Source organism: Stutzerimonas stutzeri, assembly GCF_000590475.1.
GTDB classification, from domain to species: domain Bacteria; phylum Pseudomonadota; class Gammaproteobacteria; order Pseudomonadales; family Pseudomonadaceae; genus Stutzerimonas; species Stutzerimonas stutzeri_D.
This window is the reverse complement of sequence record NZ_CP007441.1, coordinates 957621-979501: the sequence shown is the minus strand read 5'-3', so window position 1 is coordinate 979501 and position 21881 is coordinate 957621. Positions and strand designations below refer to the sequence as shown.

Annotated in this window: 18 protein-coding genes and 1 other RNA gene; 12 read left to right on the top strand and 7 right to left on the bottom strand. The window is 61.0% G+C overall.

Annotated elements, in window-relative coordinates:
• Window positions 1-74: 74 nt before the first annotated feature.
• Together dnaK and grpE are read right to left on the bottom strand one after the other, a co-directional pair.
• A complete protein-coding gene (gene dnaK, locus CH92_RS04485; protein ID WP_025240581.1) occupies window positions 75-1988 on the bottom strand; it encodes a molecular chaperone DnaK in 1914 nt (637 codons plus the stop codon).
• Between the two features lie 95 nt (window positions 1989-2083).
• Complete coding sequence (grpE, locus tag CH92_RS04480; RefSeq protein WP_025240580.1) at window positions 2084-2653, bottom strand: nucleotide exchange factor GrpE; 570 nt, start codon at window positions 2651-2653, stop codon at window positions 2084-2086.
• 222 nt (window positions 2654-2875) lie between these two features.
• Between grpE and recN the strand changes: the two genes are divergently transcribed.
• Complete coding sequence (gene recN / locus CH92_RS04475; protein ID WP_025240579.1) at window positions 2876-4552, top strand: DNA repair protein RecN; 1677 nt, start codon at window positions 2876-2878, stop codon at window positions 4550-4552.
• 52 nt (window positions 4553-4604) lie between these two features.
• Here the strand turns inward: recN and fur are convergent, their stop codons facing one another.
• Window positions 4605-5012: a ferric iron uptake transcriptional regulator gene (gene fur, locus CH92_RS04470; protein WP_025240578.1), complete on the bottom strand. Its 408-nt coding sequence runs from the start codon at window positions 5010-5012 to the stop codon at window positions 4605-4607.
• Window positions 5013-5105: 93 nt separating this feature from the next.
• Here fur and CH92_RS04465 point away from each other — a divergent pair, with 93 nt between their 5' ends.
• Window positions 5106-5609 (top strand): outer membrane protein assembly factor BamE, encoded by a 504-nt coding sequence (locus CH92_RS04465; RefSeq protein ID WP_025240577.1) that lies wholly within the window; start codon window positions 5106-5108, stop codon window positions 5607-5609.
• A gap of 271 nt (window positions 5610-5880) precedes the next feature.
• Here CH92_RS04465 and CH92_RS04460 read toward each other — a convergent pair whose 3' ends face one another.
• Both CH92_RS04460 and CH92_RS04455 read right to left on the bottom strand, forming a co-directional pair.
• Window positions 5881-6207: an RnfH family protein gene (locus CH92_RS04460; RefSeq protein WP_025240576.1), complete on the bottom strand. Its 327-nt coding sequence runs from the start codon at window positions 6205-6207 to the stop codon at window positions 5881-5883.
• A complete protein-coding gene (locus tag CH92_RS04455; protein WP_025240575.1) occupies window positions 6200-6634 on the bottom strand; it encodes a type II toxin-antitoxin system RatA family toxin in 435 nt (144 codons plus the stop codon). Before CH92_RS04455 ends, CH92_RS04460 begins: the two co-directional genes overlap by 8 nt.
• Before the next feature lie 226 nt (window positions 6635-6860).
• On the opposite strand from CH92_RS04455, the gene smpB reads away from it, so the two are divergent.
• Window positions 6861-7343, top strand: coding sequence for an SsrA-binding protein SmpB (gene smpB / locus CH92_RS04450; protein WP_019340344.1), 483 nt, complete (start codon window positions 6861-6863; stop codon window positions 7341-7343).
• A gap of 67 nt (window positions 7344-7410) precedes the next feature.
• On the opposite strand, the gene CH92_RS04445 is transcribed toward smpB, so the two are convergent.
• On the bottom strand, window positions 7411-8199 hold the full coding sequence (locus CH92_RS04445; RefSeq protein ID WP_025240574.1) for an FCD domain-containing protein: 789 nt from the start codon (window positions 8197-8199) through the stop codon (window positions 7411-7413).
• 275 nt (window positions 8200-8474) lie between these two features.
• Between CH92_RS04445 and CH92_RS04440 the strand changes: the two genes are divergently transcribed.
• The 9 genes from CH92_RS04440 to CH92_RS04405 all read left to right on the top strand — a co-directional run bounded on the left by CH92_RS04440 (window position 8475) and on the right by CH92_RS04405 (window position 20904).
• Window positions 8475-10169: an L-lactate permease gene (locus CH92_RS04440; RefSeq protein WP_025240573.1), complete on the top strand. Its 1695-nt coding sequence runs from the start codon at window positions 8475-8477 to the stop codon at window positions 10167-10169.
• Window positions 10170-10342: 173 nt separating this feature from the next.
• Window positions 10343-11512 (top strand): FMN-dependent L-lactate dehydrogenase LldD, encoded by a 1170-nt coding sequence (lldD, locus tag CH92_RS04435; RefSeq protein WP_025240572.1) that lies wholly within the window; start codon window positions 10343-10345, stop codon window positions 11510-11512.
• A gap of 53 nt (window positions 11513-11565) precedes the next feature.
• On the top strand, window positions 11566-14403 hold the full coding sequence (locus CH92_RS04430; RefSeq protein ID WP_025240571.1) for an FAD-binding and (Fe-S)-binding domain-containing protein: 2838 nt from the start codon (window positions 11566-11568) through the stop codon (window positions 14401-14403).
• Between the two features lie 164 nt (window positions 14404-14567).
• The gene (locus CH92_RS04425) at window positions 14568-14876 is read left to right on the top strand and encodes a hypothetical protein (protein WP_025240570.1); all 309 of its coding nucleotides are present in this window, start codon (window positions 14568-14570) and stop codon (window positions 14874-14876) included.
• Window positions 14877-15022: 146 nt separating this feature from the next.
• Window positions 15023-15401, top strand: a transfer-messenger RNA (tmRNA) gene (ssrA, locus tag CH92_RS21575).
• 497 nt (window positions 15402-15898) lie between these two features.
• On the top strand, window positions 15899-16450 hold the full coding sequence (locus CH92_RS04420; RefSeq protein WP_025240569.1) for a cytochrome b: 552 nt from the start codon (window positions 15899-15901) through the stop codon (window positions 16448-16450).
• A 368-nt stretch (window positions 16451-16818) separates the two neighbouring features.
• Window positions 16819-18366 (top strand): AMP-binding protein, encoded by a 1548-nt coding sequence (locus CH92_RS04415; protein WP_025240568.1) that lies wholly within the window; start codon window positions 16819-16821, stop codon window positions 18364-18366.
• Window positions 18367-18376: 10 nt separating this feature from the next.
• Window positions 18377-19540, top strand: coding sequence for an acyl-CoA dehydrogenase family protein (locus tag CH92_RS04410; protein WP_025240567.1), 1164 nt, complete (start codon window positions 18377-18379; stop codon window positions 19538-19540).
• 65 nt (window positions 19541-19605) lie between these two features.
• Window positions 19606-20904, top strand: coding sequence for an MFS transporter (locus CH92_RS04405; protein WP_038622808.1), 1299 nt, complete (start codon window positions 19606-19608; stop codon window positions 20902-20904).
• On the opposite strand, the gene CH92_RS04400 is transcribed toward CH92_RS04405, so the two are convergent.
• Window positions 20889-21839 (bottom strand): LysR family transcriptional regulator, encoded by a 951-nt coding sequence (locus CH92_RS04400; protein ID WP_038622805.1) that lies wholly within the window; start codon window positions 21837-21839, stop codon window positions 20889-20891. The genes CH92_RS04405 and CH92_RS04400 overlap by 16 nt on opposite strands.
• Window positions 21840-21881: the final 42 nt, after the last annotated feature.

Below are 21881 nucleotides of genomic sequence, written 5' to 3'. Positions count from 1 at the left end.
GGTTGGAGCGAAAGGCAGCGGCCACGGTCGCGGTCGCTGCTTTGCCCCGGGTCATGGAGGTCATAAGCCGCAGCTTACTTGTTGTCCTTGACCTCTTCGAACTCAGCGTCAACCACGTCGTCACCGGATTGCGCGTTGTCGGCAGCCTGCTCGCCTTCGCCGCCCTGAGGCTGCTCGGCGTACATCTTCTGCGCCAGCGGCGTGGAGGCTTGGGAAACCGCTGCGATCTTGGCTTCGATCTCGGCCTTGTCGTCGCCTTTGATGGCTACTTCCAATTCGCCAATCGCCTTCTCGATACCGGCCTTGTCTTCCTCGGTAGCTTTGTCGCCGGCTTCGGTCAGCATCTTGCGGGTCGCATGGACCAGCTGATCGCCCTGATTGCGCGCCGTAACCAGCTCCTCGAACTTACGGTCTTCCTCGGCGTTGGCCTCGGCGTCTCGCACCATTTGCTCGATTTCTTCCTCGGACAGACCCGAGTTAGCCTTGATCACGATGGACTGATGCTTGCCAGTGGCCTTGTCCTTCGCCGACACATGCAGGATGCCGTTGGCGTCGATGTCGAAGGTGACTTCGATCTGCGGCACGCCACGCGGAGCCGGCGGGATCTCGGCCAGGTCGAAGCGGCCCAGCGACTTGTTCTGCGCCGCCTGCTTGCGCTCGCCCTGCAGCACATGGATGGTCACGGCACTCTGGTTGTCATCGGCGGTCGAGAACACCTGCGACTTCTTGGTCGGGATGGTGGTGTTCTTTTCGATCAGGGCGGTCATCACGCCGCCCATGGTTTCGATACCCAGGGTCAACGGCGACACGTCGAGCAGCAGCACGTCCTTGACGTCACCCGCCAGAACGGCGCCCTGAATGGCGGCACCCATGGCAACTGCTTCGTCTGGGTTGACGTCCTTGCGCGCTTCCTTGCCAAAAAACTCGGCAACTTTCTGCTGCACCAGCGGCATGCGGGTCTGACCACCGACGAGGATCACGTCGTCGATCTTGGAGACGTCGATGCCGGCGTCTTTCATCGCCATGCGGCACGGCTCGATGGTGCGCTGCACCAGATCCTCGACCAGCGCTTCGAGCTTGGCACGGGAAATCTTCACGTTCAGGTGCTTCGGACCGGTCGAGTCTGCAGTGATATACGGCAGGTTGACGTCGGTCTGCTGGCTGGAGGACAGCTCGATCTTGGCCTTCTCCGCGGCTTCCTTCAGGCGCTGCATGGCCAGCGGATCACCCTTGAGGTTCATGCCGGTTTCTTTCTTGAATTCATCGACGAGGTAGTCGATCAGGCGAATGTCGAAGTCCTCACCGCCGAGGAAGGTGTCGCCGTTGGTGGCCAACACTTCGAACTGGTGCTCACCGTCAACTTCGGCAATTTCGATGACCGACACGTCGAAGGTACCGCCACCCAGGTCATAGACGATCACGGTATGGTCGCCCTTGGCCTTGTCCATGCCATAGGCGAGCGCAGCCGCGGTCGGCTCGTTGATGATGCGCTTGACATCCAGACCGGCAATACGGCCGGCGTCCTTTGTAGCCTGGCGCTGGCTGTCGTTGAAGTAGGCCGGAACGGTGATCACCGCTTCGGTCACGGGCTCGCCAAGATAGTCTTCGGCGGTCTTCTTCATCTTTTTCAGGATTTCAGCAGAGATCTGCGGCGGTGCCATTTTCTGGCCGCTGACTTCTACCCAGGCGTCATTGTTGTCCGCCTTGACGATCTTGTAAGGGACCATCTGAATGTCTTTCTGCACGACGTCTTCGTCGAAACGACGGCCGATCAGTCGCTTCACTGCGTACAGGGTGTTATGAGGGTTGGTCACAGCCTGGCGCTTGGCCGACTGGCCGACCAGAATTTCGCCATCATTCGCGTAAGCGATGATCGACGGGGTGGTGCGGCCGCCTTCGGCGTTCTCGATCACCTTGGCCTTGCCGTTTTCCAGGATGGAGACGCAGGAGTTGGTCGTTCCCAGGTCGATACCGATAATCTTGCCCATATGCTTCTCTCCGAACTTTGATTGATCCGCGCCTGTTTACCGGCTGCGGTAACACAAAAACGCTTGGCTACCAGATGGGGGCCGGTCGCCGAAATTCAAGCCTTCTCGTCGATCGAAGGCGGTGTTTCTGCCGGCGCCTTGCTGACAACGACCATTGCCGGACGGAGCAGACGACCGTTCAGCAGGTAGCCCTTCTGGAATACCTTGAGCACGCTGCCCGGCTCGGCATGGGTGCTTTCTTCCATGGCCATAGCCTGGTGATGCTCAGGATTGAATGGCTCACCTTGGGGATCCATCTGCACCAATTGATGCCTCGCCAGGGTATCGAGCAGCAGTTTGAAGGTCAGCTCGACGCCTTCGCGCATTGGCTTGACGGCTTCGTCATCCGGGCTCGACAGTTCGAGCCCGCGCTCCAGACTGTCAGCCACCGCCAGCAGATCGCCGGCAAATTTTTCCAGTGCGAATTTGTGCGCTTTTTCCACGTCCTGCTCGGCGCGGCGGCGAATGTTCTGCAACTCTGCGGCCACACGTAGAGACTGGTCCTGCGCCGCCGCGAGCTGCTCCTCAAGGGACTGCACCCGGGCAGCGAGGTCTTCGGTGACTTCGGCTTGCGCGCTTTCATTCTCTTCGGGGGTCTGGTTTTCCAAGTTCTGCTCGTCGGCCATGCGGTCCTCCTCATCAATACTTCAGCGAGCGGTCGGCCCGCGCTTGTGCGGCTATATGGGGGCGGCAATGCAGGCTTCAAGGGCGACAATGAGATCAGCACCGCCAAAGGCATGCTATCGATCTAGCAGCACGCTTTCTTTACATACCGCCCGCATCGAGCCGCTTGTGATACCAGCCAGAATAACTGTATAAATACCCAGTCATCGAGTGGGAGCCCCGCCATGCTGGTTCATCTGTCCGTTCAAAACTACGCCATCGTCGAGCACCTCGACCTCGAGCTGAAGCGAGGCATGAGCGTGATCAGCGGCGAAACCGGCGCCGGCAAGTCGATCATGCTTGACGCCTTGGGGCTGACGCTGGGCGACCGCGCCGACAGCAGCGTCGTGCGCATCGGCGCAGACAAGGCCGATATCCTTGCCAGCTTCGACCTGGATGACATCCCGGATGCACGCGCTTGGCTGTCCGAACGCGATCTGGACTCTGACGGCCCTTGCATCCTCCGCCGCGTGATCACTGCCGAAGGTCGCTCGCGCGGCTATATCAATGGCACACCCTGCCCGCAAGGCGACTTGAAGGCACTTGGTGAATTGCTAATCGACATTCATAGCCAGCATGAACACCAATCCTTGCTCAAGCTCGATACCCACCGACGTCTGCTCGACGAATACGGCGGCAGCCAGGACCTGGCCCGCCAGGTGCACATGGCCGCGCAGCGCTGGCGCCAAACTCGGCAAACACTCGAACGCCTGAGCAACAGCAGCGATGAGCAGCGCGCCCGTCATCAACTCCTGAGCTATCAGCTCGAAGAGCTGGAAACCCTAGCCCTTGGCGAAAACGAGCTGGAACAGCTGGAAAACGAGCACAAGAATCTCGCCAATGCGGAGCATTTGCTCGGTGCGTGCCGCCAAGTTATCGACCTATGTAGCGAGAGCGATGCAGGGAACGTGTTATCGGCACTTACCTCGAGCCTGCAGCGCCTCACCGGATTCCAGAACCAACCTGGAGCGCTCGGCGAAGCGGTCAATCTCCTTTCCAGCGCGCAGATCCAAGTGGAAGAAGCGGTTGGCGAGCTGAACCGTTTCCTCGACCACTTCGATTCCGATCCGCAGCGTCAGCAGGCCCTGGAAGAACGCCTGGACAGCATCTATACCCTGGCGCGCAAACACCGAGTGCAGCCACAGGAGCTTCCGAGCTTGCAGCAGAGCCTGTTCGAAGAGCTGGAAAGCCTGAATGCGGACGATGACGCGCTGGAGCAGCTGGGCGAAGAGCTTGAAGCCTACACGCGCCATTACCAGGAAAAAGCCGAGGAGCTGAGCAGCGCTCGCCAGCAGGCGGCCGAGTCTCTTGCGGTCGCGGTCGAAGCGGAGATACAGCGATTGGGCATGCCTGGCGGCAAGTTCAATGTAGTACTCAAACCCACGCCCACCGGCGACTTGATGCCGCACGGGCTGGAGCAGGTGGAATTTCTTGTCAGCGCCAACCCAGGGCAACCATTGCGCCCGCTGGCGAAAGTTGCGTCCGGGGGTGAATTGTCGCGAATCAGTCTGGCGATCCAGGTCATTACCGCGCAGACCTCGCGCACCCCGACACTGGTGTTCGACGAAGTGGACGTCGGCATTGGCGGGCCGACAGCCGAAGTGGTCGGGCAGTTGCTGCGCCGTCTCGGCGAGCGCGGCCAGGTGCTTACCGTGACTCACCTGCCCCAGGTGGCGGCGCAAGGGCATCATCATCTGTTCGTACACAAGGCCCGCGGCAGTGACGAGACGCACACAGCGGTGGCAGCCCTGGAAGGAAGCGAAAGAGTAGAAGAAATCGCCCGGATGCTCGGCGGCGTCGATCTGACCGAGCAGGCCCTGGCCCACGCCCGACAGATGATAGGCTCGGCCCAGGCTTCTTAAGCAGACAAAAAAAGGCGACCCGCGGGTCGCCTTTCTGTTTCAGTACCGCTAGTCAGTCCGCCTTCTTGCGCACATAGAGCACCAGATTGTGGTCGACCAGCTCGTAACCGTGGCGTTTGACGATTTCTTTCTGAAGCATCTCGATCTCGGAATCGAAAAACTCGATCACATCGCCACTGTCGACGCAGACCATATGGTCGTGATGGCCGCTATCAGCCAGTTCGAATACTGCATGACCACCGTCGAAATTGTGCCGAACCACAAGGCCGGCCGCCTCGAATTGGGTCAATACACGGTAGACCGTCGCCAGGCCGACATCCTCACCGGCTTCCATCAATGCCTTATAGACATCCTCGGCGCTCATATGGCGCTGATCGGTGGTATCCAGCATTTGCAGGATCTTGACCCGCGGCAGGGTTACTTTGAGGCCAGCTTTGCGTAGTTCGCTATTTTCAACCATGGTTGGCTTTCTCGCTGCTGCTGTTTCGCAGCCTCCTTCAATACGGGTATGATCCGGGCTTTGCCCAGCCAAGATAGTGGAAGTCACCTACCGATGCAAAACACCAAGCTCATGCTGTCCAGTCTCACCCTTGTGGGCCTGTTCGCACTCGCCGGTTGTTCATTCCCCGGGGTTTACAAGGTCGATATTCAACAGGGCAATGTCGTTACGCAGGACATGATAGACCAGTTACGTCCGGGAATGACCCGTTCGCAAGTACGGTTTATCATGGGCAACCCGCTGATCACCGATACTTTCCACGCCAATCGCTGGGATTACCTCTACAGCATCCAGCCAGGCGGCAGTCTGCGCCAGCAGGAACGGGTCAGTCTGGTATTCAATGCCAACGACCAATTGGCCGGCCTCGCTGGCGATTTCAAGCCCGGCGTGAGTCGCGACGAAGCCATCCTCGGTACCGATCGCCCTGCCAGCGAGACGCCAGCCCGCACCGCGCCGGAAACACCCGAGCCCGGTTCACTGCTCGAAGAGATCCAGCGCGACGTCGATGCGGCCGAGCCCGTACCGGTACCGACTCCAGGTCGCCTGGAAACCAACTAACACTAAAATCGGCAGCCACGCGAACGCTGGCGTGACGGTTAAAAACGTAGCGAGCAAACATCAGGCAAGGCGCAACGACCAAAGGTAACAGGCAGAGGCCGGCCCGAAGGGCGAGCGCCGCGAGCCAGATAGCCGAAGATTGCGATTTACGAGCTGTAAAATGAGCGTTGGCAGAGCTCGCAACCGAGCTTGCTTTATTAACGCAGCATGGCCGAGCGCAACAGCCCGCACAGCCAACGTGCGGGCTTTTCGCTGTCCGCAACAATGATTTTTATTCGGCCGACCCGGCCGCCTTGCTCTGCGCCGCCCTCGCCGCGCGCTGCTTACGCACTTCCTTGGGATCGGCAATCAACGGGCGATAAATTTCCACCCGTTCTCCCTCTTCAAGCACACGCTCTTCGGCCTTGGGCACCGCCTTGCCGAAGATGCCAAGCGGTGAGTTCGCCAGATCAAGACCGGGAAAAAAGCTATCCATCTTTGAGCGCAACGCGGCCTGGCGCACCGTTGTGCCTTGCGGAACCGTCAAGCGCAGCAGTTTCTGCTTGTCGGCCAGCGCATAGGCCACCTCGACCGCTATGACCGACTCCGGTTTATCCATAAAGCTGCTTCGCCCTGTCACAGAACGCATCCACCAACGTATTGGCGGCCTGATTGAACAACGGTCCCAAGGTAGCGCGGACCAGCGGTCCAGCGTAATCGAAGGTCAGATCGAGGCTGATTTTGCAGGCCTTTTCGCCCAGCGCCTTGAACTCCCAGACGCCGTGCAAGTGACTGAACGGGCCCTCTTTGAGCGTCATCTCGATGCGCTTACCTGCCTGCAGCTCGTTGTGCGTGAGAAAGCGCTGACTCATGCCGGCTTTCGCCACCGTCATACTGGCCTGCATCTCAGTCTCGCTGCTAGACAGAACCTCGGTCGCCGAGCACCAAGGGAGGAACTGCGGGTAGCTGGCTACATCATTGACCATGTCGAACAGCGCGTGCGCCGGGTATGGCAGCAGCGCCGAGCGTTGAATATGCGTCGTCATTCAGTCCTTCTAGTTCATTTCGACGTCGGCAACCGAAGCCGCCAACAGCAACAGCACCTACCAAAAGCAAGTGATAACGCAAATTCCACCGCTGAGCGACTCCAGCGGCCGAACAGACGTAAAGATGGCATATTGTCGAGGATAAACGCACCCCTCTCAAGTTTCACACGGTCGCAGCATACTGGTTGTCGCCAGCCGCAACGCGACTCCCTATAATGCGCAGCCTATGGCCAAACAGAAGAAACAGTCCCCTGGGACAATCGCGCTTAACAAGAAAGCGCTACACGACTACTTCATCGAACAGAAATTCGAGGCCGGCCTCGTTCTAGCTGGCTGGGAAGTAAAAAGCCTACGCGCAGGCAAAGCCCAACTGGTGGACAGCTACGTCCTGCTAAAGGATGGTGAAGCCTGGCTGATGGGCTGTCACATCACACCGCTGACGACGGCCAGCACCCACGTGATTGCAGACCCTACCCGCACCCGTAAGTTGCTGCTCAACAAGCGTGAGCTGGGCAAGCTGTTCGGTGCCGTGCAGCAGAAGGGTTACGCCTGCGTAGCGTTGTCGATCTACTGGAAGAAGCACCTGATCAAATGCGACATCGCCCTGGGCAAAGGTAAAAAGGAATTCGACAAGCGCCACACCGAGAAAGAGCGCGACTCGGACCGTGAAATCCAGCGCGCCATGCGCACCAAGGGCAAGGAAGACTGAACTGCCCTAGCGTGGAGCGGAACACTCCGCTCCACGCTCAAGACATCTGCCTCCCTCCAAGCCGCAATCATTCCCCTCCGGATTTCCCCACCGCACCTTGCCGTCGCTGCGCTCTTGCCAGCCGCTGCGCCTCCTGCTGCCCTTCGGCGAGCACTTCCTGCACATAGCTGATGTGGCGATGGATCACCTCGCGCGCCTCGCTGGCCTGCCGGGCAATGATCGCGTCGTAGAGTTCTTGGTGCTGTTGCATCAGCATGTTGCGGGTCTCCTTGCGCAGCGCGTACATGCCGCCGATGTTAGTTACCACGTTGCGCTTGAGGAGATCGAACAAGCCGCGGATCGTATGCAGCAACACCGCGTTATGGCTGGCCTCGGCGATAGCGAGATGAAAACGCGCGTCTGCAGCGCCCTCTTCGGCCCGGGTCACCGTTCCTTCACGGGCATAGCAGTCTTGCAGTGCGGCGAAGGCTTCGCCTAGTCGCTGCCGATCAACGTCGGTCGCCCTCAACGCGGCGTAATAGGCGCAACTGCCTTCCAACGTATGGCGAAACTCCAGCAAATCGCGTTGTGCATCGGCATTGTTTTCCAGGAGATGCAACAGCGGGTCGCTGAACGTCGAGCCCAAGGACTCGGCCACGAAATTGCCACCGCCATGACGACTCACCAGCAGACCCTTCGCTGCCAGCTTCTGGATCGCCTCGCGCAGTGAAGGACGGGACACTCCGAACTGCTCGGCCAGCAGCCGCTCAGCCGGCAGCCGCTCGCCGGCCTTGAGCGTGCCTTCGAGAATCATGCCTTCGAGTTGCTCAACGATGTTATCGGCCAGCCTCCGCTGACGCACCACTCCCACTTCCATGACACCCCTCGATTGGTTTGACCACTATACGAACACAAGCGTAGCCAGCCGCACTAACCACCGCAACCCGCATCACTGCGACCAAAGTCTATAGCTTGCTGATTGACGCAGATACGACTGAGCTCTTACGCTGGCCGAACCTCGATGAAGATTGGTAATACCACTTTACACCATCATCCAACAATAAGAGGACTACTGAATGCGGCCTCCAGCTATCTGCTCATCACCCGTCCGCTCGGGCCCCTACTCGCTCAACTCGACCATGGGAGCCTGAAATGTCCAACGGACTGCTCGCCCTATTCGCCTTTACCCCGATCCTGCTCGCTGCGGTACTGCTTATCGGACTGCGCTGGCCGGCCAGCCGCGCGATGCCTGTTGTATTTCTCTTCACTGCCGCCATCGGTCTGTTTATCTGGGACATGAGCTTCACCCGCATCATTGCTTCTACCCTACAAGGACTGGTCATTACCCTCGGCCTGCTATGGATCATTTTCGGTGCGATCCTGCTGCTCAATACTCTCAAGCACTCGGGCGGCATTACCGCCATCCGTGCGGGCTTCACGACCGTCAGCCCTGACCGCCGCATCCAAGCCATTATCATTGCCTGGCTGTTCGGCTGCTTCATCGAGGGCGCGTCCGGCTTCGGCACCCCGGCCGCCATCGCAGCGCCGCTGCTGGTCGCGGTTGGCTTCCCGGCTATGGCGGCGGTACTGATGGGCATGCTGGTGCAGAGCACGCCGGTGTCCTTCGGCGCGGTGGGCACACCCATCGTTGTCGGCGTGAACAGTGGTCTGGACACCGCCACCCTCGGCGTGCAGCTGACCGCACAAGGCTCGAGTTGGCCGATCTTCCTGCAGCAGATCACCAGCAGCGTCGCGATCACCCACGCCATCGTCGGCACCGTCATGCCGCTGGTCATGGCAATGATGCTCACACGCTTTTTCGGCAAGGAAAAAAGCTGGAAAGCCGGCTTCGAAGTACTGCCCTTCGCCCTTTTCGCCGGCCTCGCCTTCACGCTTCCCTATGTGGCCACCGGCGTATTCCTCGGCCCTGAGTTCCCATCGCTGCTCGGTGGCCTGGTCGGCCTGGCCATCGTTACGACGGCTGCTCGCTTCAATATTCTAGTGCCGAAAACCACTTGGGACTTCGCCGACGCCAAGGACTGGCCTGCCGAATGGATCGGCACCATCGAGATGAAGCTCGACGACCTGGCGGCGCGCCCGATGAGTGCCCTCCGCGCCTGGCTGCCCTATGTCCTGGTCGGTGCGATCCTGGTGATCAGCCGCGTTTTCCCGCAGGTCTCCGCTGCGCTGAAATCCGTTTCCATCGCCTTCGCCAATATCCTCGGTGAGACCGGCGTCAGCGCCAGCATCGAACCGCTGTATCTGCCGGGCGGCATTCTGGTCGCGGTCGTGCTGATCACCTTCTTCATGCATGGCATGCGAGCAGCCGAGCTCAAAGCGGCTGTAAAAGAATCCAGCGGAGTGCTACTCAGCGCCGGGTTCGTGCTGCTGTTCACCGTGCCGATGGTGCGCATCCTGATCAATTCCGGCGTCAACGCCGGCGACCTGCCAAGCATGCCGATCGCCATGGCTCGCTATGTCGCCGATAGCATCGGCGGCATCTATCCACTGCTGGCACCCTCGGTCGGTGCGCTAGGCGCCTTTCTCGCCGGCTCGAACACCGTCAGCAACATGATGTTCAGCCAGTTCCAGTTCGGCGTGGCGCAATCGCTGGGTATCTCCGGCGCCATGATCGTCGCTATCCAGGCGGTCGGCGCCGCAGCGGGCAACATGGTCGCGATCCACAACGTGGTCGCGGCCTCAGCTACCGTCGGCTTGCTGGGCCGCGAAGGTGTCACCCTGCGCAAGACCGTTTGGCCTACGCTGTACTACGTGCTGTTCACTGGCGTCATCGGCATGGTGGCGATCTATCTGCTAGGCGTGACGGACCCGCTCGTCGGCGTCTAACCCTGTACATCCGTTGCTCCGAGGAAACTCGGGGCATCGGCGTTCCGAAACCCGGCCGGCGTCACCGCGCTCTTTGCAAGTACGATCAGCGCAAGGCCATACCCGATAACGATGCCCTCGTGAACACGGGGCCCATCACGAGACATACTTCGTTTCAACTGGTGAGAACAACGATGATCATCTCTGCTTCCACGGATTACCGCGCTGCCGCGAAACGCAAGCTGCCGCCGTTCCTGTTCCACTACGTCGACGGCGGTGCCTACGCCGAATACACACTGCGGCGTAACGTCGACGACCTGGCCAGCATCGCGTTGCGTCAGCGTGTGCTGCGAAACATGTCCGAACTCAGCCTGGAAACCCAGCTGTTCGGCGAAACCCTGTCGATGCCGGTTGTACTGGCACCCGTCGGGCTGACCGGCATGCTCGCCCGTCGCGGTGAAGTCCAGGCAGCGCGCGCCGCCGACAAGAAGGGCATCCCCTTTACCCTGTCCACCGTGTCGGTGTGCCCAATCGAAGAAGTCGCCCCAGCGATCAAGCGGCCCATGTGGTTCCAGCTCTACGTGCTGAAAGACCGCGGCTTCATGAAGAACGCGCTGGAGCGTGCCAAGGCCGCCGGCGTCACCACCCTGGTGTTTACCGTGGACATGCCAACCCCCGGGGCGCGCTATCGCGATGCGCACTCCGGCATGAGCGGCCCCAATGCCAACGTGCGTCGCATGCTGCAGTCCATGATGCATCCGTTCTGGGCATGGGACGTGGGCCTGCATGGCAAGCCGCACGATCTGGGCAACATCTCCACCTATCGCGGCCATCCGACCGGGCTGGAAGACTACATCGGCTGGCTGGCGACCAACTTCGATCCCTCGATCTCCTGGAAGGATCTGGAGTGGATTCGCGAGTTCTGGGACGGGCCGATGGTCATCAAGGGCATTCTCGATGCCGAAGATGCCCGCGACGCGGTGACCTTCGGCGCCGACGGCATCATCGTCTCCAACCACGGTGGGCGTCAGCTCGACGGCGTACTCTCCAGCGCCCGTGCGATGCCAGCTATCGCCGACGCGGTGAAGGGCGACCTGAAGATCCTCGCCGACTCCGGTATTCGCAGCGGTCTCGATGTGGTGCGCATGATTGCCCTGGGCGCCGATACCGTCATGCTCGGCCGCGCTTTCGCCTATGCATTGGCGGCCGATGGCGAAGCCGGCGTGGCTAACCTGCTCGACCTGATCGAAAAGGAAATGCGCGTGGCGATGGTGCTGACCGGTGCCAAGTCGATCAGCGAGATCACCGCCGATTCGCTAGTTCGCGAGCTGGGTCAGTACCAGACCACCAAACACGTCGAATGAGCGTCACGAGGCCGCGCGAGTCCGGCGCGGCCCGTTTGATTCCTGGAGCCCGCATGAACGCGCCTACCACCCTGCCGAACGACTTTCTCGCTGCCGTCGAGCAGTTGATTCCGGCGGAGCGGCGCTTCGACGACCCGCTCTCCACACTGGCGTTCGGCACCGATGCCAGCTTCTACCGGCTGATTCCGAAGCTGGTGGTGCGCGTCGAGTCCGAAGCAGAAGTGGTGGGATTACTCAGACTGGCCCATGCCCAACAGGTCCCTGTTACCTTCCGCGCCGCCGGCACCAGTCTCTCCGGCCAGGCGATCTCCGACTCGGTGCTGATCGTCCTCGGTGACAACTGGAACGGCCGCGAGATTCGCAACCGCGGCGAACAGATCCGCCTGCAGCCGGGCGTCATCGGCGCCAATGCCAACGCAGTGCTGGCGCCGCTGCAGCGCAAGATCGGCCCTGACCCAGCCTCGATCAATGCGGCCAAGATCGGCGGCATCGTCGCCAACAACTCCAGCGGTATGTGCTGCGGCACGGCGCAAAACAGCTACAAGACGCTCGCCGGCCTCCGCCTGGTGCTGGCCGACGGCACCGTGGTCGACAGTGAAGACGCCGCCAGCGTCGAGTCCTTCCGTCAGAGCCACGGCGCGCTGCTCGATCAGCTCGCCGAGCTCGGCCGCGCCACTCGCTCGAACAGCGAACTGGCTGCGAAGATCCGCCACAAATATCGGTTGAAGAACACAACCGGCTTTTCGCTCAACGCGCTGATCGACTACGACGAGCCAATCGACATTCTCAACCACCTTATGGTCGGCTCCGAAGGCACCCTCGGCTTCATCAGCGCCGTCACCTATGACACCGTGCCAGACCACCCGCACAAGGCCAGCGCACTGGTCGTCTTCCCGGACGTGGAGACTTGCTGCCTCGCCGTACCGGTGCTCAAGCAACAACCGGTCTCGGCGGTGGAACTGCTCGACCGCCGCAGCCTGCGCTCGGTAGAAACCAAGGCCGGCATGCCGGAATGGGTCAAAGCGCTGTCGGCCAACGCCTGCGCGTTGCTGATCGAATCGCGCGCGGCCAGCCAGTCGCTGCTGCATGAGCAGATCAACCTGATCATGGCGTCAATCGCGCATTTCCCGGTGGAGAAGCAGGTCGACTTCAGCGAAGACCCAGCGGTCTATAACCAGCTCTGGAAAATCCGCAAGGACACCTTCCCTGCCGTCGGCGCAATGCGCCAGACCGGTACCACCGTCATCATCGAAGACGTGACCTTCCCCATCGAGCGCCTCGCCGAAGGGGTCAATCGTCTGATCCAGCTGTTCGACAAGCATGCCTACAGCGAAGCGATCCTGTTTGGCCATGCCTTGGAAGGCAACCTGCATTTCGTCTTCACTCAGGGCTTCGAAGATCCGCAGCAAGTCGCCCGCTACGAAGCCTTCATGCAGGACGTCACCCAACTGGTCGCCGTAGAATTCGGCGGCGCGCTGAAAGCCGAGCATGGCACCGGCCGCAACATGGCGCCCTTCGTCGAGCTGGAATGGGGCCACGACGCCTATCAGCTAATGTGGCAGATCAAGCGTCTGCTCGACCCGCAGGGCATCCTCAATCCGGACGTGATACTCAGCGACGATCCACAGATCCACCTCAAACACCTCAAGCCGATGCCGGCGGCCGACGAGATCGTCGATAAATGCATCGAATGTGGCTTTTGTGAACCGGCCTGCCCGTCCAATGGACTGACCCTGACACCCCGGCAACGCATCGTCGTCTGGCGCGACATTCAGGCGAAAAAGCGCGCCGGCATCGACACCGCCGAGCTTGAACGACTCTACGACTACCACGGCGTCGAGACTTGCGCCGCCACCGGTCTCTGCGCCCAACGCTGCCCGGTGAACATCAACACTGGCGACCTGGTACGCAAGCTGCGCGGTCGCAACGCCGACAACACCCGCGCGGCCAACTGGCTCGCCGAGCATTTCAGCACCGCAGTCCAGGGCACGCGCTTCATGCTGCATGTGGCCAACGGCGCGCACCTGATGATGGGTACGCGTCTGTTGAGCAAAACCTCCGCGGCCTTCAGCAACGCCAGCAAAGGGCGTGTGCCGCAATGGACATCGGCCATGCCGCAACCGTTGCAACGCTTGCAACTGCCCAAACCGACGGGGCAAGACGAACGTCCTCGCGTTGTCTACTTGGCCGCTTGCGTGTCTCGCGCCATGGGCCCTGCAGCCCGTGACCAGGAACAGGAGCCCCTGCTCGACACCACGCGGGCTTTATTGGAGAAAGCCGGCTATCAAGTGGTCTTCCCGGACAACCTGAACAGTCTATGCTGCGGCCAGCCATTCGCATCCAAGGGCTACGCGGAACAAGCCGAACGCAAGCGCCAGGAAACCCTGGAAGCGCTGCTCAAAGCCAGTCGCGGCGGACTGGACCCCATCTATTGCGACACCAGTCCCTGCACTCTGCGCCTGGTTCAGGAACTGGCGGATGAACGTTTGCAGGTTTTCGACCCGGTACGCTTCATCCGCACCCACCTGCTCGACAAGCTGGACTTCGAGCCGCAGGATGGCCCGATCGCCGTACACGTGACGTGCAGCACCCAACATCTCGGCGAAGCCCAGGCGCTCATCGACATCGCCCGGCGCTGCGCCAAGCAAGTCGTGATTCCGGAAGGCATCCATTGTTGCGGTTTCGCTGGCGACAAAGGTTTCACCACGCCCGAGCTCAATGCGCACGCCCTGCGCCACTTGAAAGATGCCGTACAGATCTGCGACGAAGGTATTTCCACCAGCCGTACGTGTGAAATTGGCCTGTCACAGCACGGTGGCATCGATTATCACGGGCTGGTCTATCTCGTGAACCGCAACAGTCGGGCCAGACTGCTCATCACCCCAGCTTGATCGTCCGCGACCGGCGTGCCGATCAGAAAGATGAAACGCTCGAGCGCAACCGCAGTCCGAAGTAATGAGCCCAATGTTGGAAAGTGGCTCGACTCGCCTCGGCGCCGCCGCGCAATAGCAGAATCTGGCAGGCCCGCCGGGAAGTTAACGCCCTGGAGGATCTCATGAAAAAATTTGCCCTACTTGCTGCAGCCGCTCTGATTGCCAGCCCCGCTGCATTTGCCGCCGACAAGGACCTCTGTCAGCTCAACATGCAGGAAATCGACGACAACATGGCGACCAGCCAAGCGACGCTCGGCGAGCCGGCACGCAGCGAAGTCGAGGACCTAGTCGAAAAGGCCCGTCAGGCACAGCAGTCCGGTGACACCGAGACCTGCATCGCCCACTCGACTAAAGCGTTGCAAGAGCTCGAAGGACCCGGCAGCTCCGGCAGCACTGGCTCCGCCGGCAGCGGTTCTGGCACTGGCAACTAAGCCTGCCCAGGCAGGGCCACCTCGGTGGCTCTTGCCGAAAGCCCTTGAATCTCGACGAAGTGTCCCAAACTAAGGCATCAAGCGTTCGACGAAGCCAGTGTGGTGGCGTACACTGCGCGACACATGAGGCATGCGACACGCTTCATGGGGCCGATTAGGATTCGACGCCGGTAACAAAACTCTAGGTGCATGCCGAGTTGGTAACAGAACTCGTAAATCCACTGTTGCAAACTTATAGTTGCCAACGACGACAACTACGAAGGGTACGCGCTAGCCGCCTAACCTTCATCTGGTCGCTTCGGCGCCAGCGGTCACTAGGGGATGCCTGTAAACCCGAAATGACTGTCAGATAGAACAGGATCGCCGCCAAGTTCGCTGCAGACGTAACGGCTAAAACTCATGCAGCTCGCTCCAAGCACCCTGCCAATCGGGCGGCGCGGAGTTAACTTAATAGATTTGGCTACGCATGTAGTACCGACAGTGGAGAGCTGGCGGACGGGGGTTCAAATCCCCCCGGCTCCACCATTACAAGCTCAGAGCCCCGTAATCCGGGGCTTTTTGCTGTCTGAGCCGGCTATGCCGCACGCTCCGTAAAGCCTGCCAACGCAACCTGCTATGCAGGCGCTGAGTTACCCGGCTGACATCAAGGCGCGATTTTCCGTTCATGCATGAACATGCGCACGCACCGTTGATGACGACTGAAGGGTTGGCACAGTCCATTGCCGGTTCCCTGCCCAGCGTTAAGACCGTTGGATGAGAGCGCCATGCCATTGAAGACTACCAGCTGCATTCGAATCGAGCGTTTCGCCCAAAATATAGTTCGCCCGGCAGCGGCTGAGGATGTGTCGACCTCCTGGCTCAGACGGCCGACATCAACGCTACAGATCATCTGGCTGATTGGTCTTGACAGGCCGCCGCTACAGTCCGATAGAGTGAGGAAATTCTACCCAGTGGTCCTTCGCAGACCGTCTAATCAGGGGCCTCCACACGGAACGGCCGAAATGTAAGGATGAGGCGACAAAATGGCAAAGCAGCAACTTCTCGACAGCACGGCGCGATACGGCACGGCAAGCCGCCTCCTCCATTGGAGCATGGGAGCCATTCTCGCTTGGCAGTTTGCGACCGCAGCGGCGCATTTGCTGTTCGAAGACACCGGAGTCGAGCGCTTCCTCTGGGGAACGCATAAGGTCGTCGGCACCTTGCTCATCCTGTTAATTGTCATCCGTGCGCTGTGGTCTATTTACAACCGTGGTCATCGCCCTCCTTCGTTGAACATCATGGCGCAGCTCGGGCATTTGGCAATGTACGCCCTCATGCTCGCGGTGCCGTTGTTAGCCTTGATTCGCCAGTACGGTTCTGGCCGTTCATTTGCTCCGTTAGGGATCCCTCTGATGTCCGGCTTCGAAGGAGACCCTATCGACTGGTTAACGGCACCTGGAAATTTATTGCATAGCTGGCTCGGGTGGCTGTTGATGATCCTAATCCTGGGCCATATAGCGATGGTCTTCATTCATCGCCGGCGCCCTCGTGACCACGACGTACTGGCCCGAATGGTCGGCGACCGGCACGGCTGACGTCTCGTCCGATTCTCCCGGCATTGCACATTGATCGGTTCGGCTCCGCTACTACGGCTAAAAACCAAGCTAAGGATTGGCAACGCGGCGGCATGAACCAGTGCTAGCGTCGAACCCCTGCTCCGCAATAAAGCCCTGAAGATCATACAGATCATCAGGGCTTTTTCTTTGGGGCGACGAAAGCTTGCCGATAGGCGGATGTCTGGCGTTGGCGAACCGCAAAAAACGCAGAATCGCAACGCCTCGCCCTTCGTCAACAAGCCGCTCCATTCCGAAACGGCATGCCCCGCATCGCACAGTTCTATTAGTTCCACTCGAAATCGCTTGGTTAGCATCGGCGTAGTTGTCCTGCCGATGAGAACAATAAATTGAACCTAGGAAAAATCATCAGTCGCAGCGCCGTCTACTGGCCCGACCACGAAGCCCTGGTCGACGCCCGACAGCGCATTACTTTCGCTCAGCTCGAACGACGCACCAACCGTCTGGCCTCTGGCCTGCTGGCGCTCGGCCTGGATCGGGGCGCTCATATAGCGATACTGGCGCTCAACCGTGTTGAGCTAGTGGAGGCTGAAGTCGCCTTCTACAAGTCCGCCATGGTCAAGGTGCCGATCAACGCTCGCCTGTCCATCGACGAAATCATCCAGGTACTGGACGACTCGCACAGCCAGGCGGTGATCGCCGATGGCCGCTTCTCGGCGGCCTTGCATGCGCGCCGGGCCGAGCTGCCGCGCCTGCGCTGGATCATCTCGCTCGATGACGACGCAGGCGACGCCAGCTATGCATCCGTACTGGAGCGCGGCAACAAAGCATTGGTGTATAGCGACCCGGCCGATGATGCGCTGGCGGTGCTGCATTACACCTCCGGCAGCTCTGGCGTGTTGAAGGCCGCCATGCTGTCGTTCGGCAACCGCAAGGCGTTGATCCGCAAAAGCATCGCCAGCCCCACCCGCCGCGCGGCGCCTGGCGACGTGATGGCGCATGTCGGGCCGATCACCCATGCCAGCGGCATGCAGATTATGCCGCTACTGGCGTTGGGTGCTTGCAACCTGTTACTGGAGCGCTACGACGATCAACTGCTGCTGGAAACCATCGAGCGTGAGCGGGTGACCCGTCTGTTCCTGGTGCCGGCCATGATCAACCGGCTGGTCAACTTCTCGGACGTGGAGCGCTTCGATCTTTCCAGCTTGCGCCTGGTGATGTACGGCGCAGCGCCGATGGCGCCGGCGCTGGTCAAACGGGCCATCAACGTATTCGGGCCGATTCTCGCGCAGGGCTACGGCGCTGGCGAAACCTGCTCGCTGGTGACGGTACTCACCGAACAGGATCATCTTATCGAGGGCGACGACCCCAGCCGCCTGGCTTCGTGTGGACGGTGCTATTTCGAGACCGATCTGCGCGTGGTCAACGAAGCGTTCGAGGATGTCAGGCCCGGCGAAATCGGCGAAATCGTGGCCAAGGGTCCGGACATCATGCAGGGCTACTGGCAGGCGCCGGAGCTGACCGCCGAGGTGATGCGCGACGGCTATTACCTCACCGGCGATCTCGCCACCGTGGACGAGCGCGGCTACGTGTTCATCGTCGACCGCAAGAAGGAAATGATCATCTCCGGCGGCTTCAATATCTACCCCACCGAAGTGGAGCAGGTGCTCTATACGCTGCCGCAAATCTTCGAGGCTGCCGTGATCGGCGTACCCGATGAGCAATGGGGCGAGGCGGTGCGGGCTGTGGTGGTGCTGAAAGACGGTGAGACGCTCAGCGCCGAGGCCATCATCGAGCACTGCGGTCGGACCCTGGCGGGCTTTAAAAAACCCCGCGCGGTGGACTTCGTCAAGGAGCTGCCAAAGAACCCCAACGGCAAGGTCGTGCGTCGCCTGATCCGCGAAGCGTACTGGCACAACAGCGAACGACGGATTTGAGGAAGCGCACATGATCAAACCAAGCGAAAAAGCCACTCGTCTCATCGACGGTATCAATACATTCGTACGTGACGAACTGGCGCCCCTGGCGCAACGCGAGAACATCTTATGGGGCGAGCCGGTCGCCAGGCCGTTGCTGAACGACATCTGGCGCCGCTCCTGCGAGCTGGGTTTCTACAACGTCATGTTGCCCGAGGCGCTTGGCGGCGCCGGGCTCAGCGTTGTCGATCTCTGTGCGCTGAAAGAAGCAGCCGTTCTGACCGGCTCGCCCCTCGCCCCGCACATCCTTGGCGAACTGTCTGGTCCACCGCGTGTAGGCCACCTGTTCAAGGTCGCCACTGAGCATCAGATCGAAGCCTTCCTGCAGCCGATCTGTCGCGCCGAGAAGGCCGTCTGTTTCGCCCTCACCGAGGCTGAGGCTGGATCCGATGCCACCGCCATCGGTACCGAGGCACGCCTCGACGGGGACCATTACGTGTTGCGCGGCGCCAAGCGCTACATCTCTGGCGCGCCTTATGCCGACCTCGCCGTGCTGCTCGCGGTTACCGGTCCGGGCCGCGGCCCGCAGGGCATCTCAGCCTTCTTTGTCGACCTGCACGCGGACGGCGTCAGCATCGACAGCGACTACTCGGTGATGTCCGGTGGCGGCGCCCACGGCAACATCCTGCTTGAGGATGTTCGAGTTTCCGTTGAGAATCGTATCGGCGACGAGGAAGCCGGCTTCAAGCTCGCCATGGGCAGGATCACCCTCAACCGCCTGCTGCATTGCCCCACCATGCTTGGCATGGCTGGCCTGGCCTTGAATCTATCGTTGGACCACTCTCGCACCCGCAAGCAGTTCGGCCAACCCATCGCCATGTTCCAGGCCATCAACCACATGCTTGCCGACATGGCCACCGAGCTGTACGCCGCGCGCAGCATGATGTACGCCACGGCAGCCAACAACGACGCCGGCGGCGACATCAAGGTGCAGGCGCCGATGTGCAAGTTGTTTGCCTCGGAAACCGCTTTTCGCATCGCCGACAAAGCGGTGCAGATCCACGGCGGCGCAGGGCTGATCAAGGGCCACCCGGTAGAGTGGTTGTTCCGGGCCACCCGTATGATGCGCGTGCTCACCGGCACCAGCGAGATCCAGCGCAATACAATCGCCAAGGGCATTCTGCTGCCCAACTAAGAGGCGATCTCACCCTGTCCGCCGTGAAGCCGGACGGGGCATTCAAACAACAAGAGAGAACTCCCATGACCCGACAAGCAACGGGCTTTCATCCGCGCAAAGCTTGGACCATCGCCATCCTGCTGGCCTTCATGATGCTGGTCAATTTTCTCGACAAGGTCGTGATCGGCCTGGTCGGGGTGCCGATGAGCCAGGAACTTGGCCTGACGCCAACCGAGTTCGGCCTGATCGGTGGCGCCCTGCATTGGCTGTTTGCCGTTTCGGCGGTGGTCGGCGGCTTTCTCGCTAACCGAAGGCCGACCCGTACACTGCTGCTCGGCATGGGCTTGTTCTGGGCGCTGATTCAGCTGCCCATGCTGTTCGTCAGTTCTTTATGGATGATCGTCGCCTGCCGCGTGCTGCTCGGCATCGGCGAAGGGCCGGCCTCGCCAGTGGCCACCCATGCCTTGTACAAGTGGTTTCCCGATGATCGCCGCAGCCTGCCGGTCGCCCTGCTCCATTCCGGCAGCGCCATGGGCCTGCTGGTCGCCGGCGCGATGATCCCGTGGATCAGCTTGAACTACGGCTGGCGCACCAACTTCGGCGTGCTCGCCGCCATCGGCCTGGTCTGGTGCGCGCTGTGGCTGATGCTTGGCCGCGAAGGGACGCTGGATAGCTTACGGGCCGGCCAGGTGGCCTCGGACAACCACGCTGTACCCTATCGTCGGCTCCTCAGTGACAGCAGCGTGCTCGGCAATTACGCCTGTCACTTCGCCGCCAACTGGTCGCTGGCATTGACCCTGACCTGGGTCCCCAGCTACCTGGAAATCGGCCTGGGCATCGACCCGCTGAAGACCGGCCACATGTTCGTCCTGTTCGTGGTCATCACCACGCCGCTGAGCCTGTTCATGGCGTGGCTGTCGCAGCGCCTGATGCGCCGCGGCATTCCCTCGCGCCTGGCGCGCGGCGCCTTCGTATCGATATGCCTGATCGCAGGAGGGCTGTTCTCCTCCTCGCTGATGCTCACCGAGCTGTCGGTGACCACACGCATCATTGCCCTCACCCTGAGCGGCGGCCTGGCTTTGGTGATGTACTCGGTCGGCCCGGCGATGCTGGCTGAATTCACCCCGAGTAGCCAGCGAGGCGGCATCCTGGCCATTGGCAACGCGGTGGCGTCGCTGGCTGGCCTGTCGGCACCCGTAATCACCGGTGTGCTGGTCCAGGGCGCCGGGGCCGGGCACCCGGAGGGCTATGCCCAAGGCTTCCTAGTCTGCGGTCTGGTGATGGTGGTTGCGGGTCTGATCGGTCTGGTCAGCATGAACCCGCAGCGATCGCGTGAGCGCCTGGCTCAGGACGAGGCTCCAGCGCTCTACTCCGGAGCCTGAGTGCCTTCGCCCGCGCTACGCTCGATCAGACTGCCACGCCAACGGCCGCTGCGCACCGTGTCCAGCAGAATGGAGCGCACCACTTCACGCATGCATGAAGCGGCGAACGACAGCGGTTTATGCACGGAGTAGGCGATGGACACGGTACGGGTAATGCGCGGCTCGACGACCAGTCGCGCGGCGGCGGGTTGATAGAGCTCCTCGAGTGGCGGCCAGTTGCAGATGGTCGCCGCCAGCCCACTGCGCACCAGGCTGGCGATGCCCGGTGCAGATTGTTGCTCGTAGGCCACATTGAGTACGACCCCCGCCTCCATCGCCGCCTGCTCGATGCGACGGCGAAGGTGCAACGCTCGGGGTGCCATTACAAGCCGTGTGGCGCCCGCGTCGGCCAGCGTGATAGGTGAGCCGTCATGCGAGTCAGCTCCTTCTCCAACCCAGTACAAATCCTCGGTGAAAATTGGCTCCGCGGTGACGTGCTCCAGCTCCTCGGCATTGGGAACCACGCCGAAGTCCACCTTCCCCAGCTCGATGGCCTGGCCGCCCTCGCGAGTAAGTCCGTCGCACACGGTCAGGGTGATGCTGGGAAACTTCTCCGCTGCCCGCGCGATGATCTCTGGCAGCAGCAGCGCTGAGGCCGTGGCGGGAATCGAGATGGACACGTGCCCCTTGGGATCGCCGCGGGTAGAGGTCAACTCATCCTTGACCGAATCGAGCTTCTGGACCACCGAGCGCGCAACCTCATAGAGCCTCCGCCCGGCATCGGTCAGCGCGACGCCATCGTGCTGGCGCTCCAACAGCTGCATCTCCAGCTCACTCTCCAGCAGGCTGATTTGCCGGCTCAACGCCGGCTGGGCGATATAGGCGCGTCTGGCAGCGGCGGAAAAGCTGCCCGCCTCGGCGATGGCAATCAGGTAGCGGAGTTGCTTGAGGGTCATGCGGTTCTCTTTGAGCCACGCCGAAGCGTCACGGCGACAATC

Coding starts and splice junctions, on each gene's coding strand:
- dnaK (WP_025240581.1), bottom strand. CDS start 1,988: ATGGGCAAGATTATCGGTATCGACCTGGGAACGACCAACTCCTGCGTC.
- CH92_RS04460 (WP_025240576.1), bottom strand. CDS start 6,207: ATGGATAAACCGGAGTCGGTCATAGCGGTCGAGGTGGCCTATGCGCTG.
- lldD (WP_025240572.1), top strand. CDS start 10,343: ATGATCATCTCTGCTTCCACGGATTACCGCGCTGCCGCGAAACGCAAG.
- CH92_RS04400 (WP_038622805.1), bottom strand. CDS start 21,839: ATGACCCTCAAGCAACTCCGCTACCTGATTGCCATCGCCGAGGCGGGC.
- CH92_RS04455 (WP_025240575.1), bottom strand. CDS start 6,634: ATGACGACGCATATTCAACGCTCGGCGCTGCTGCCATACCCGGCGCAC.
- CH92_RS04410 (WP_025240567.1), top strand. CDS start 18,377: ATGATCAAACCAAGCGAAAAAGCCACTCGTCTCATCGACGGTATCAAT.
- CH92_RS04425 (WP_025240570.1), top strand. CDS start 14,568: ATGAAAAAATTTGCCCTACTTGCTGCAGCCGCTCTGATTGCCAGCCCC.
- CH92_RS04430 (WP_025240571.1), top strand. CDS start 11,566: ATGAACGCGCCTACCACCCTGCCGAACGACTTTCTCGCTGCCGTCGAG.
- grpE (WP_025240580.1), bottom strand. CDS start 2,653: ATGGCCGACGAGCAGAACTTGGAAAACCAGACCCCCGAAGAGAATGAA.
- CH92_RS04465 (WP_025240577.1), top strand. CDS start 5,106: ATGCAAAACACCAAGCTCATGCTGTCCAGTCTCACCCTTGTGGGCCTG.
- CH92_RS04405 (WP_038622808.1), top strand. CDS start 19,606: ATGACCCGACAAGCAACGGGCTTTCATCCGCGCAAAGCTTGGACCATC.
- fur (WP_025240578.1), bottom strand. CDS start 5,012: ATGGTTGAAAATAGCGAACTACGCAAAGCTGGCCTCAAAGTAACCCTG.
- recN (WP_025240579.1), top strand. CDS start 2,876: ATGCTGGTTCATCTGTCCGTTCAAAACTACGCCATCGTCGAGCACCTC.
- CH92_RS04445 (WP_025240574.1), bottom strand. CDS start 8,199: ATGGAAGTGGGAGTGGTGCGTCAGCGGAGGCTGGCCGATAACATCGTT.
- CH92_RS04420 (WP_025240569.1), top strand. CDS start 15,899: ATGGCAAAGCAGCAACTTCTCGACAGCACGGCGCGATACGGCACGGCA.
- smpB (WP_019340344.1), top strand. CDS start 6,861: ATGGCCAAACAGAAGAAACAGTCCCCTGGGACAATCGCGCTTAACAAG.
- CH92_RS04440 (WP_025240573.1), top strand. CDS start 8,475: ATGTCCAACGGACTGCTCGCCCTATTCGCCTTTACCCCGATCCTGCTC.